The 12,198-nt window shown below is 67.0% G+C and carries 13 protein-coding genes and 2 tRNA genes; 2 read left to right on the forward strand and 13 right to left on the reverse strand.

The features are described from left to right. Positions 1–24: 24 nt before the first annotated feature. The 11 genes from RQG77_RS08500 to RQG77_RS08550 all read right to left on the reverse strand — a co-directional run bounded on the left by RQG77_RS08500 (position 25) and on the right by RQG77_RS08550 (position 9,958). Complete coding sequence (locus tag RQG77_RS08500) at positions 25–561, reverse strand: NUDIX hydrolase (protein WP_311244336.1); 537 nt, start codon at positions 559–561, stop codon at positions 25–27. Next, positions 558–1,826 carry an ATP-dependent Clp protease ATP-binding subunit ClpX gene (clpX, locus tag RQG77_RS08505; RefSeq protein WP_210098263.1) on the reverse strand — a complete coding sequence of 423 codons (1,269 nt, stop codon included), beginning with the start codon at positions 1,824–1,826 and terminating at the stop codon, positions 558–560. Before clpX ends, RQG77_RS08500 begins: the two co-directional genes overlap by 4 nt. 161 nt (positions 1,827–1,987) lie before the next feature. Then, positions 1,988–2,839 (reverse strand): aldehyde dehydrogenase family protein, encoded by an 852-nt coding sequence (locus tag RQG77_RS08510; protein WP_311244337.1) that lies wholly within the window; start codon positions 2,837–2,839, stop codon positions 1,988–1,990. Further along, positions 2,836–4,278: an aldehyde dehydrogenase family protein gene (locus tag RQG77_RS08515; RefSeq protein WP_311244338.1), complete on the reverse strand. Its 1,443-nt coding sequence runs from the start codon at positions 4,276–4,278 to the stop codon at positions 2,836–2,838. Before RQG77_RS08515 ends, RQG77_RS08510 begins: the two co-directional genes overlap by 4 nt. Before the next feature lie 11 nt (positions 4,279–4,289). Continuing rightward, entirely contained in the window at positions 4,290–5,291 is a 1,002-nt protein-coding gene (gene deoC, locus RQG77_RS08520; protein WP_311244339.1) for a deoxyribose-phosphate aldolase, read from the reverse strand. Beyond that, entirely contained in the window at positions 5,288–6,223 is a 936-nt protein-coding gene (locus RQG77_RS08525) for a sugar-binding domain-containing protein (protein WP_311244340.1), read from the reverse strand. The genes deoC and RQG77_RS08525 overlap by 4 nt, the downstream gene beginning before the upstream one ends. 153 nt (positions 6,224–6,376) lie before the next feature. Continuing rightward, on the reverse strand, positions 6,377–7,018 hold the full coding sequence (locus RQG77_RS08530; protein WP_045253790.1) for an ATP-dependent Clp protease proteolytic subunit: 642 nt from the start codon (positions 7,016–7,018) through the stop codon (positions 6,377–6,379). Between the two features lie 20 nt (positions 7,019–7,038). Further along, complete coding sequence (locus RQG77_RS08535) at positions 7,039–7,635, reverse strand: ATP-dependent Clp protease proteolytic subunit (RefSeq protein ID WP_056516636.1); 597 nt, start codon at positions 7,633–7,635, stop codon at positions 7,039–7,041. A gap of 81 nt (positions 7,636–7,716) precedes the next feature. After that, the gene (locus RQG77_RS08540) at positions 7,717–8,214 is read right to left on the reverse strand and encodes a tetratricopeptide repeat protein (protein ID WP_311244341.1); all 498 of its coding nucleotides are present in this window, start codon (positions 8,212–8,214) and stop codon (positions 7,717–7,719) included. 81 nt (positions 8,215–8,295) lie between these two features. Next, the gene (gene tig, locus RQG77_RS08545; protein WP_311244342.1) at positions 8,296–9,822 is read right to left on the reverse strand and encodes a trigger factor; all 1,527 of its coding nucleotides are present in this window, start codon (positions 9,820–9,822) and stop codon (positions 8,296–8,298) included. 62 nt (positions 9,823–9,884) lie between these two features. Continuing rightward, positions 9,885–9,958, reverse strand: a tRNA-Pro gene (locus RQG77_RS08550). 109 nt (positions 9,959–10,067) lie between these two features. Between RQG77_RS08550 and RQG77_RS08555 the strand changes: the two genes are divergently transcribed. Both RQG77_RS08555 and RQG77_RS08560 read left to right on the forward strand, forming a co-directional pair. Beyond that, a tRNA-Gly gene (locus RQG77_RS08555) sits at positions 10,068–10,138 on the forward strand. Between the two features lie 108 nt (positions 10,139–10,246). Continuing rightward, positions 10,247–11,452, forward strand: a complete 1,206-nt coding sequence (locus RQG77_RS08560; RefSeq protein WP_311244343.1) for a hypothetical protein — start codon at positions 10,247–10,249, stop codon at positions 11,450–11,452. Between the two features lie 72 nt (positions 11,453–11,524). Here RQG77_RS08560 and RQG77_RS08565 read toward each other — a convergent pair whose 3' ends face one another. Together RQG77_RS08565 and secG are read right to left on the reverse strand one after the other, a co-directional pair. After that, complete coding sequence (locus RQG77_RS08565; protein WP_056307093.1) at positions 11,525–11,878, reverse strand: RNA polymerase-binding protein RbpA; 354 nt, start codon at positions 11,876–11,878, stop codon at positions 11,525–11,527. Continuing rightward, entirely contained in the window at positions 11,878–12,126 is a 249-nt protein-coding gene (gene secG / locus RQG77_RS08570) for a preprotein translocase subunit SecG (protein WP_053096652.1), read from the reverse strand. Before secG ends, RQG77_RS08565 begins: the two co-directional genes overlap by 1 nt. Positions 12,127–12,198 lie beyond the last annotated feature (72 nt).

Below are 12,198 nucleotides of genomic sequence, written 5' to 3' on the forward strand. Positions count from 1 at the left end.
CGGGTCACCCCGACTTACCTCGTCTCAGCGGTCGAGCTGTTCCATCGCCTTGTACCAGGTGAGCTGGTGATAGCTCTGAGCGAGGTGGTCGCCGAGACCATCGAGAGACACCACGTGCACGGCGATCGCCTCGCTGTCGTCGAGCGCCTGTTCGGCGACGCGGACGCAGTCGCGGGCGAGGAAGTGATGCACGCGGTTGGTGTGGTTGCCGAAGTTCGCCCAGGTCGACCCGAGGTCGACGATCTCACCCGGCTCGTAGCCCGTCTCCTCGCGGAGCTCCCGGGCTGCCGCCGCGACCGGGGCTTCGCCGGGTTCGACGCCACCTCCGATCGTCCCCATCGCGATGATCCCCGCTCCGTGGCGATACTCCTCGACGATGATCGCGTCGCCGTGGGCATCCAGCGCGAGCAGTGAGATCCAGTCCCCGTACTCGAGCACGTAATAGGGCGCGATCCGACGATCGTCCGCATCACGGCAGTCGTCGGCGCGCACACGGATCCAGCGGTCGGCGACGACGATCTCGCTGTCGACGACCCGCCAGGGCGCGGGTGCCGGGCTCACGCGCTCTTGCGCTTGCGCTCCATCACGATCGTGGGAGGCGCGCCCTCATCGACGGCCGCGCGCGTCACGATGACCTTGGCGACATCTTCGGCGGAGGGGATCTCGAACATGATCGGACCGAGCACGTCTTCGAGGATCGCGCGGAGTCCGCGTGCACCGGTCTTACGCTCGACCGCGAGGTCGGCGATGGACCGCAGCGCGTCTTCCTCGAACTCGAGCTGCACGCCGTCGAGCTCGAACATGCGCTGGTACTGCTTGACGAGCGCGTTGCGAGGACCGGTGAGGATGTCGATGAGAGCATCCTGGTCGAGAGGCGACACCGAGGTGACGACAGGCAGTCGGCCGATGAACTCGGGGATCAGACCGAACTTGTGCAGGTCCTCGGGGAGCACCTCACTGAACAGATCGAGGTCCTTGCCCTTGTCGTGCAGCGGGGCGCCGAAGCCGATGCCGTGCTTGCCGACGCGCGCCGAGACGATGTCCTCGAGCCCGGCGAACGCGCCGGCGACGATGAACAGCACGTTCGAGGTGTCGATCTGCAGGAACTCCTGGTGGGGATGCTTGCGCCCGCCCTGAGGCGGCACGGATGCGACGGTGCCCTCGATGATCTTGAGCAGCGCCTGCTGCACGCCCTCGCCCGACACGTCGCGGGTGATCGACGGGTTCTCGGCCTTGCGGGCGATCTTGTCGACCTCGTCGATGTAGATGATGCCCTGCTCGGCGCGCTTGACGTCATAGTCCGCCGCCTGGATCAGCTTCAGGAGGATGTTCTCGACGTCCTCGCCGACATAGCCGGCCTCAGTCAGCGCGGTGGCGTCCGCGACCGCGAACGGCACGTTGAGGCGCTTTGCGAGCGTCTGCGCCAGATAGGTCTTGCCGCAGCCGGTCGGACCGATGAGCAGGATGTTGCTCTTGGCGATCTCGATGCTCTCGGCCTTCTGCTCGGCCGTCTGGAGCGTGCCGTGTGCGCGGATGCGCTTGTAGTGGTTGTAGACCGCGACGGCGAGAGCCTTCTTCGCGGGCTCCTGACCCACCACGTACTCCTCGAGGAAGGAGAAGATCTCGCGGGGCTTCGGCAGCTCGAAGTCTGCACCGCCCTCGGCGGAGGACTCCGCCATCCGCTCCTCGATGATCTCGTTGCACAGCTCGACGCACTCGTCGCAGATGTACACACCGGGGCCAGCGATGAGCTGCTGCACCTGCTTCTGACTCTTTCCGCAGAACGAGCACTTGAACAGGTCAGCGCTTTCACCGATACGGGCCATGCGCGTCCTCCTAGGGGGGATCCAGAGATCGTCTACTGAGCCTAACCGCTGCATCCGACACCGGGACGCATTGGCGCGGCGGAGGACATCTCGAGTCCGTATCGACTCGCACGCGAAAGGCCCGCCCCGAGCGACGCGCGGGACGGGCCTTCCAGGTCAGCTCAGACCATGCTCTTGGTGTGCCAGACCGTCTTGACCTCGGTGAAGGCGCCGATGCGCTCGGGCGAAGCCACCACCTCACCCGGAGCGAGGACGCGCTTCAGCGTGTCGGCCGCGGCGATCTGCATGTCGATCCACTCGAGATCGCCGGCGCCGGCGAGGTCGAGCGCGTTGACGTCCTGGTGCGAGGCGAGCCACGGTGCCATCTCGGCCGGTGACCCGGTGAGGACGTTCACCACTCCCCCCGGTACGTCGCTGGTCGCGAGCACCTCGGCGAGGCTGATGGCGGAGAGCGGATGCCGCTCGCTCGCGATCACGACGACCGTGTTGCCCGCCACGAGAGCGGGGGCGACCACCGAGACCAGCCCGAGGAGAGCGGAATCCTGGGGTGCCACGATCGCGACGACGCCGGTCGGCTCGGGGATGGAGATGTTGAAGTACGGCCCTGACACGGGATTCGCGTTGCCGGCGACCTGTGCGTACTTGTCGCACCATCCCGCATACCAGACCCAGAGGTCGATCGCTTCGTCCACCTGCGCTGCTGCGGCGGAGGCCGAAGCCCCCTCCTGTGCGGTGATCTCATCGATGAACTGCGCGCGGCGGCCCTCGAGCACCTCGGCGACACGGTAGAGCACCTGTCCGCGGTTGTAGGCGGTCGCCCCCGACCAGCCCTTGACGGCTGCGCGGGCGGCGACGACGGCATCGCGGGCATCCTTGCGGGAGCCCTGAGCGGCGTTCGCCAGGAACACCCCCTTCGCCGAGAGCACCTCGTAGGTGCGACCCGACTCGCTGCGGGGGAACGCGCCGCCGATGGCCAGCTTGTACGTCTTCGGAACGGTCATTCGCTTGCTCATGCCGAAGCCCCCTTCAGGTACGCGGTGAGGCCCTGACGTCCGCCCTCACGGCCGTATCCGGACTCCTTGTAACCGCCGAACGGGCTCGACGGGTCGAAACGGTTGAACGTGTTGGCCCAGATCACGCCGGCGCGGAGCCGGTCGGCGACCGCCAGGATCCGGGAGCCCTTGTCCGACCAGATGCCCGCGGAGAGACCGTACGGGGTGTTGTTCGCCTTGGCGATCGCCTCGGCAGGCGTGCGGAACGTGAGCACCGACAGGACGGGCCCGAAGACCTCGTCACGGGCGATGCGATGCGATGCCTCGACTCCGGTGAAGATCGTCGGAGCGAACCAGAATCCCTTGTCGGGGATCGCGCAGTCCGCCGTCCAGCGCTCCGCGCCCTCGGCCTCTCCGATGTCGCTGAGCTCCCGGATGCGGGCGAGCTGGGCGGCCGAGTTGATCGCACCGATGTCGGTGTTCTTGTCGAGCGGGTCGCCGAGACGCAGGGTCGAGAGGCGGTTCTTCAGACGGTCGATGACCTCGTCATGGATCGACTCCTGCACGAGCAGTCGGCTTCCGGCGCAGCACACGTGCCCCTGGTTGAAGAAGATGCCGTTGACGATTCCTTCGACGGCCTGGTCGATGGGCGCGTCGTCGAACACGATGTTCGCGGCCTTGCCTCCGAGCTCGAGCGTGAGCTTCTTGTTCGTTCCGGCGACAGCGCGGGCAATGTCACGGCCGACCCCGGTCGAGCCGGTGAAGGCCACCTTGTCGACATCGGGGTGACGCACGAGAGCGGCGCCGGAGGCACCTGCACCCGTGACGATGTTGACCACACCCGCCGGAAGATCGGCCTGCTGCAGGATCTCAGCGAAGATCAGCGCCGTGAGCGGCGTGGTCTCCGCGGGCTTGAGCACGACGGTGTTCCCCGCGGCGAGGGCGGGCGCGAGCTTCCATGCGAGCATCAACAGCGGGAAGTTCCAGGGGATGATCTGCCCGGCGACGCCGAGCGCGCGCGGGTTCGCTCCGAGCCCGGCGTGGTCGAGCTTGTCGGCCCAGCCCGCGTAGTAGAAGAACCAGGATGCGACGAGGGGCACGTCGACGTCGCGGCTCTCCTTGATCGGCTTGCCGTTGTCGAGGCTCTCGGCGACCGCGAGCTCACGAGCCCGCTCCTGCACGAGGCGGGCGATTCGGAACAGGTACTTGCCCCGATCACGACCGCTCATCTTCGACCAGGTCCTGTCGTATGCGCGACGGGCGGCGGCGACTGCGCGATCGATGTCCTCATCGCTCGCGGACGCGATCTCGGCGATGCGGGTCTCGTCGGCGGGTGAGATGGTGGTGAAGCTCTGACCCGAGCCGTCGACGAACTCGCCGTCGATGAACAGCCCATAGCTGTCCTTGAGGTTGAGGACCGCCTTCGACTCCGGTGCCGGAGCGTATTCCAGGAATGACATATTCGGGGCTCCTAGTCGATCGTGACGTAGTCGGGGCCGGAGTAGTGGCCGGTGGTGAGCTTCTGACGCTGCAGCAGCACGTCATTCAGCAGGCTCGAGGCGCCGAAGCGGAACAGGTGCGGCTGGAGCCACTCCTCACCCACGGTCTCGGCCACGGTGACGAGGTACTTGACCGCGTCCTTGGAGGCGCGGATGCCGCCGGCGGGCTTCACGCCGATGCGCTCCCCCGTGCCGCTGTGCCAGTCGCGCACCGTCTCGAGCATCAGCAGCGTCGTCGGCAGGGTGGCCGCGGGCTGCACCTTGCCGGTGGACGTCTTGATGAAGTCGCCGCCGGCGAGGATGCCGAGCCACGACGCGCGCTTGATGTTGTCGTAGGTGTTCAGCTCACCGGTCTCGAGGATGACCTTGAGCGAGGCGTACGAGCCGTCCGCACGACGGCACGCCTCCTTCACCTGGGCGATCTGGTCGTACACGAGTCCGTAGCGACCGGAGAGGAACGCCCCACGGTCGATGACCATGTCGATCTCGTCGGCACCGGCCGCGACGGCCTCGGCCGTATCAGCCAGCTTGATCGCCAACGATGAGCGCCCGCTCGGGAAGGCAGTGGCAACCGCGGCGACCGAGATCAGACCGTCATCCGGGTCTCCGTGCAGAGCGCCGAGTGCCTCGACGGCATCGCCCACCATGTCGCCGTACACGCACACGGCGGCGACCTTCGGGGTCGACGGATCTGCGGCATCCGGGTTCTTGGCCTTCGCGACCAGCGACCGCACCTTGCCCGGCGTGTCCGAGCCTTCGAGGGTCGTGAGGTCGATCAGCTTGATGATGGTGTCGAGCGCCCAGGCCTTCGACGTGGTCTTGATCGATCGCGTGCCGAGACCGGCAGCGCGCTGCTCGAGGCCGACGGCGTCGACGCCGGGAAGTCCATGCAGGAAGCGGCGGAGCGTGGCGTCATCCGGCTCACCGCCGAGAACGTCCACCGCCGCTCTGCGGCTGAGTTCTTGGGTCGTCATTGTTCCTCCAACAATGCTCGTGCTGTGGTCTCATCTGTCACCAGGACGCTGCACAGGCCGCTGGTCACGACTGTACGCGCGATGTCATGCTTGGCGTCACCCGCGGTGACGAAGATCGAGCGCTTCGCGGCGCGCAGCCGACCGAGGTCGACTCCGACCGTCCGGGCGTCGAGCTGCGGGTCGACGATGTTGCCGTCGGCGTCGATGTAACGGCCGAGCACGTCGCCGACAGCGCCGCGACGGGCGAGCTCCTCGACGTCGGACGCCGAGAGGTAGCCGTTCTCGACGTGGGCCGAGGTGGCGTCGCAGGGGCCGGCCGTGAACAGGAACGCCTGCGCCTCGGCGGCCTCTTCGAGGACTGCAGCGACCGTGCGGTCGGCCTCGATCGCCTGCTTGGTCTCGACGCGTTCGAGGATCGCCGGACTCGGCAGCAGGGACACCTGACCCGAAGCGCGCTGGGCGATCGTGACGGCGAGGCCTGCGGCTCCGCCCGAGCGACGGTTGAGACTCACTCCCCCGTTGAGCTGCACGACTGTGACGCCGGTGGCCCACCCGTCGGGCAGCGCTTCGGCGACCGCTCGGAGCGTGCGCCCCCAGCTGACGCCGAGGGTGCGCGGAACCGGACGCATGGCGGTGAGGAAGTCGGCGGCGGCCTGCGCGACGCGCTCGAGCGTTCCGTCGTCGCCGTCGGGAGAGGGGACGACGACTGCCGCCCGCAATCCGTGGCGCTCGACGAGCTGGCGCTCGAGCCCGAGGCGCCGAGCGCGCGGATGCACGATCTCGATTCGGACGATGCCGCGCTCGCGCGCCTGCGTGAGCAGACGGCCCACCTTCCAGCGGGAGAGCTTGAGGAGGGCGCCGATCTCGTCCTGCGTCTTGTCTTCGTCGTAGTAGAGCTCGGCGACGCGGACCATCGTGAGTTCGTCTTCCATGGCATCCTCCTTCGCAGTTCAGTCTACGCGCGGATCACCGTTCGCGCATCCGGATGCTCATATGAGCAGGGCGACTGAGACCACCCGCGCATCCGCCGGATACGACGAAAGGACGCCGACCCGGAGGCCGACGTCCTTTCAGACCAGCGATGACTACGCGCGCTTGCGCGAGGTGAGCACCTGATCGACGATGCCGTAGTCCAGCGCCTCGGCGGCGGACAGGATCTTGTCGCGGTCGATGTCGCGGTTGACCTGCTCGACCGGCTTGCCGGTGTGGCGGGCCATGGTCTCCTCGAGCCAGGTGCGCATGCGGAGGATCTCCGCCGCCTGGATCTCGATGTCGGACGCCTGCCCGTGTCCGGCCTCACCCATCGCCGGCTGGTGCATGAGCACTCGGGCGTTGGGCAGAGCGAGACGCTTGCCGGGGTGTCCGCCTGCGAGCAGGACGGAGGCGGCGGATGCCGCCTGACCGAGCACCACGGTCTGGATCTGCGGCGCGACGTACTGCATCGTGTCGTAGATCGCCGTCATCGCGGTGAACGAACCACCGGGCGAGTTGATGTACATCGTGATGTCGCGCTCGGAGTCCTGGCTCTCGAGAACGAGGAGCTGGGCCATGACGTCGTCTGCCGACGCGTCGTCGACCTGGACGCCGAGGAAGATCACACGATCTTCGAACAGCTTGTTGTAGGGGTCCTGGCGCTTGAAGCCGTAAGCCGTGCGCTCCTCGAACTGAGGAAGCACGTAGCGGCTGGAGGGCAGGTCGCCGGCAGAGCGGAAGGTGGGTGAGTACATGAGAGTCCTTTCGCTTTCCGTTACTTGATGTCCTGGTCGGTTCCGCCGCCACCGACGACGTCGGTGGCCGAGTCGCGGATGTGGTCGACGAAGCCGTACTCGAGCGCCTCGTCGGCGGTGAACCAGCGGTCACGGTCGCCGTCGGCATTGATCTGCTCGACGGACTTGCCGGTCTGTGCCGCGGTGATCTCGGCGAGGCGGTTCTTCATCGAGGTGATGAGCTGCGCCTGCGTCTGGATGTCGCTCGACGTGCCACCGAAGCCGCCGTGCGGCTGGTGAAGCAGCACGCGGGCGTTGGGCGTGATGTAACGCTTGCCCTTGGTGCCGGCGGTCAGCAGCAGCTGACCCATCGAAGCAGCCATGCCGATTCCGACGGTGACGATGTCGTTCGGGACGAACTGCATCGTGTCGTAGATCGCCATGCCCGCGGTGATCGATCCGCCGGGCGAGTTGATGTAGAGGTAGATGTCCTTCTCGGAGTCCTCTGCGGCGAGAAGGAGGATCTTCGCGCAGATCTCGTTCGCATTGTCGTCGCGCACCTCCGATCCCAGCCAGATGATGCGGTCTTTCAACAGTCGGTCGAAGACGCTCGTAGCGAGGAGGGGTTCTGCAGCCATGTCAGCTCCTGATTCCGTGTTTCAGTGATTCGAATCTACCGGCGACAACGCAGCGCTCAGGCCGTGTTCGCCGTCGGCATATCAGGCGTCGAGTTCCGCGATCTCATGCGCGTACGCGGTCATCGAGCGGTGATACCGAGGCAGGTGAGGGACGAGAGCCAGCAGCGCGACCGAGAGACCGTGCGCCGGTCGTCCCGAGCTCGCCAGGATCAGCGCGTGCACGGTGGCCACGGCATCGCGATAGGGACCGTCCAACGACAGCGCCTCCTCCGCGCGGATCACCGAGAGCGCCTCGTCGTATTCGCCGAGGTTGCGCAGCGAACTGGCCATCTGGATCACGCACTGCGGGCGGTGCTCGTCGTCGAGGCCCAGAGCGAGTGCGCGGCGGTACAGCTGGACCGCTTCCGCCGGGCGGCCGGCGGAGTCCCTGGCACCGGCTCGCTCGAACTCCGCACGTGCATCGTCGATACCGCGCTCAGCGGCCAGTGCGTCGATACGGGCGATGGTGTCGTCGCCGACCTCTTCACCCGCCGCATCAGCCCACACCTCGTCGATGCGCTCATCCCAGGTCTTCGTCATGTCCTCGCTCCTCATCTCGTCCGTTCACGAGAAAGGGGCGGATGCCGCAGCATCCGCCCCTTCCCCAGAGATCGTGTTCGATCACTCAGCCTTGTCGGCTGCCTTCTTGGCCGGAGCCTTCTTGGCAGCGGGCTTCTTCGCGGCCGGCTTCTCAGCGGCCTCGGCGTCGTCGGCCTTCTTCGCAGGGGCCTTCTTCGCAGCAGGCTTCTTCGCGGCCGGCTTCTCAGCGGCCTCGGCGTCGTCGGCCTTCTTCGCGGGAGCCTTCTTGGCCGGGGCCTTCTTGGCAGGCTTCTCGTCAGCCGCACCCTCGGTCTCAGCCTCGGCGTCGTCGTCGGTCACGACGAAGTCCGACAGATCAACAGCCTTGCCGTTCGTGTCGACGACCTTGACCTTGCCGAGCGCGATCGCGAGGGCCTTGTTGCGGGCGACCTCGCCGACGAGCGCGGGGAGCTGGTTCGACGACTGCAGCGCCTCGACGAACTCCTGGGGAGCCATGCCGTACTGCGATGCGGACTGGATGAGGTACTGCGAGAGCTCCTCCTGCGAGACCTGCACGTCGGCCTGCTCGGCGATCGTGTCGAGCAGCACCTGCGTGCGGAACTGCTTCTCGCTGGCCTCGGTCACCTCGGCGCGGTGCACGTCGTCCTCGAGGCGGTTCTCGCCCTCGAGGTGGTTGTGCACCTCGTCCTCGATGAGCTTCGGCGGAACGGGGATGTCGATCTGCTCGAGCAGCGTCTCGACGAGCTTGTCGCGTGCGGCAGAACCCTGCGTGAAGACGCCCTGCTGCGAGACGCGCTCGGCGAGGCTCGCGCGGAGCTCGGCGATCGTGTCGAACTCGCTGGCGATCTGCGCGAAGTCATCGTCGGCCTCGGGGAGCTCGCGCTCCTTGACGGCCTTGACGGTGACGGAGACCTCAGCCTCGGAGCCGGCGTGGTCGCCGCCCACGAGTGCGGAGCGGAACGTGGTGTCCTCGCCGGCGGTGAGCGACTCGATCGCGTCGTCGATGCCCTCGAGCAGCTCGCCGGAGCCGACCTCGTAGGAGACGCCCTCGGCGCGGTCGATCTCGGCGCCGTCGATGGTGGCGACGAGGTCGAGCTCGACGAAGTCGCCCTTCGCTGCGGGGCGGTCGACGGGAACGAGCGTGCCGAAGCGGGCGCGCAGGTTCTCGAGCTCTGCGTCGAGCGCAGCCTCGTCGGCCTCGACGGCGTCGACCGTCAGGGTGATGCCGTCATACGCGGGGATCTCGATCTCGGGGCGGACGTCCACCTCGATGTCGACGAGCAGGTCGCCCGAGAAGTCCTTCTCGTTCGGCCACTGCGTGATGTCGGCTGCGGGGCGGCCGACGACACGGAGCTTGTGCTCGACGGTCGCGTCGCGGAAGAACTTGTCGAGGCCCTCGTTGACCGCGTGCTCGATGACCGCTCCGCGACCGATGCGCTGGTCGATGATCGGAGCGGGGACCTTGCCCTTGCGGAAGCCGGGGATCTGAACGTCCTGAGCGATGTGCTCGTAGGCGTGCGCGATGCTGGGCTTGAGGTCGTCGGGGGTGACCGTGATGCTGAGCTTGACCCGGGTCGGGGTCAGCTTCTCGACGGTGCTGTTCGCCATTCTGGTGTGCTCTCCTTGTGATTTCCGCGCTGAATCGCGGCTGTCAGGCCGTTGAAGCCATGTCGGGGCGACAGGAGTTGAACCTGCGACCTCCCGCTCCCAAAGCGGGCGCTCTACCAAACTGAGCTACGCCCCGGGGAATCCGCATGCAGATTCAGCCCCACCGAGTCTAACGGACACGAGCACCTCCGTCAGTCCGCTATGATCGATGAGTCGGCACAGTCCTCCCGGATCAGGCCGACAACGGGGCTGTAGCTTAGTGGTAAAGCCTCTGTCTTCCAAACAGATGATGCGAGTTCGATTCTCGTCAGCCCCTCACTCCGAAGGCCCCCGCAGACGGGGGGGCCTTCGACGTTTTCCCGTTCAGCGGGCGTTCTTCTGGCAGAGTCGAGAGACGCAGGTCCCGACCGGAGGTCCCCACCGAATGTCTGCTCCCACCGGCTTCGCCGAGCACTCCCCCGGAGGCCATGCCCTGCCCGCACACATCGTGAGCGGGTCCCCGCAGGCTCGGCAGCCGCGCAAGAGGAGGACGGGACTCCTCGTCGGCGTCGTCGGGACACTCGTCGCCGTCGCGGTGATGGGAGCACTGCAGATCAGCGCGAACCTCGGGTACGACGACACGCGCACGGAGTTCGACGGCGCCAGGGACACCGCTCAGGACACGATCGAAGAGGTCACGCTCGCCTCCGACCAGCTCGTCTCGACCTCCGACACCGCGACCCTCCTGCTCGACAGCGATTCTGGCGTGCTCGCAGATCCGACCGCGAAGGAGGCGCTGGCGGCGTCGATCACCGAGGCCGCAGACACCTCGGCGTCGGCCGATCAGGTCCTCGACACCGCGCTGCCGGATGCAGGAGCGAAGCCCACCATCTTCTGGGAGCTGTTCGGCGCATCCGAGGGGCTCCGACTCGACATCCAGGATCTTGAGGATCTCGACACCGAGCTCTCCGAGGAGTCCCCCGCGCTCGCTGAGGCCGAGACGCTGGTGACGGATGCCGGTCTCGCGTTCCTCGGCTCCGCTGCGACCGCCGCCGCTTCGTTCGAGGCCGCGCACGTCTCCGCCAAGAACGACGACGTCATCGCGCTGCGTGATGCCGCCTCCACTGCCGCCGGAGCCTCCGCTCTCGACGACTCCGCCGTCACCACGTTCGTGGCTCTCCAGGATGCCGCGGCACAGGTCGTCGCCTCCGAGAACGCGGAGCTGAGCGAGAAGGCCGGTCCCCTGCAGGGCGTGCGGCTCGAGATCGAGGCGTATGCGCGTTCACTCGCACCAGGTGTGCTGCTCGAGTTCGACTGGAACCCGATCGTCAACAGCGCCGGTGAGAACGGGAGCATGGGCGGCCGGACGACCTGGTGGTGGGATGAACCCGATCGCGCGGTGATCGAGCTCTCGAACTCGGTGGCCGAGCAGTGGCCGGCCGATCGCAGCAAGGCACTCGTCGCGCACGAGGTCGGTCACGCCATCAGCGTCAAGTGCGAGGACATGTACGACTCGTCGACGCAGGACAGCATCGAGAAGTGGGCCACCGCGTGGGCCATCAGCATGGGGTTCACGGACGACGCGAACGGCGTCTGGGCGTACGGCTACCCGCCGCAGTCCTATATCGACGCCGCAGCCGGATGCCGCTGAGACGGACGCCGGACACGGAAGAAGCCGTCGCGATCAGATCGCGACGGCTTCTTCTCTGAGATCAGATCGAGGTCACTGGCCCCGACGCTCACGCAGCTGGGTGAGCGCGTCTTCGAGAAGCTGGACGGCTTCTTCGTCGGTACGACGCTCCTTCACGTACGCGAGGTGAGTCTTGTAGGGCTCCGCCTTCGCGAGCGCAGGCGGGTTGGCCTTGTCACGCCCGGCAGGCAGCCCCGACTGCGGGTGGTCGATGGTCTCGGGGATCTCCTCTTCAGGAAGACCCGCCGCGAAGTAGCGGACCGTCTCGTTGCCGAGACCGTCCCAGTAGGACACCGCGATGCGGTCGGCGTGGTAGCCGTGGTCCTGCTCGCCCATGGGGCCGGAACCGACACGGGTCCCTCGGATCGCATTGCCGCCGGTAGCCATCAGATCACCTCGAACTTCGTGATGAGACCGAGCGCGACGATCGACACGAACCACGCCAGAGCGAGGATCACGGTGAAGCGATTGAGATTGCGCTCAGCGAGACCCGACGAGCCCACAGCCGACGTCATTCCGCCACCGAACATGTCGGACAGGCCGCCACCGCGACCCTTGTGGAGGAGGATGAGGAGAGTCAGCAGGACGCTGGTTATGCCCAGCACCACCTGCAGGACGAACTCGAGAATTTCCACGAGGAAGAGCCTTTCGCTGGGGCAGGATTGCCCCGGTAACGGTCAAGTATACGGTGCGGCGGGGCCGGAGCC

Source organism: Microbacterium sp. WCS2018Hpa-23 (genome assembly GCF_031843845.1).
Taxonomy (GTDB): Bacteria; Actinomycetota; Actinomycetes; order Actinomycetales; family Microbacteriaceae; genus Microbacterium.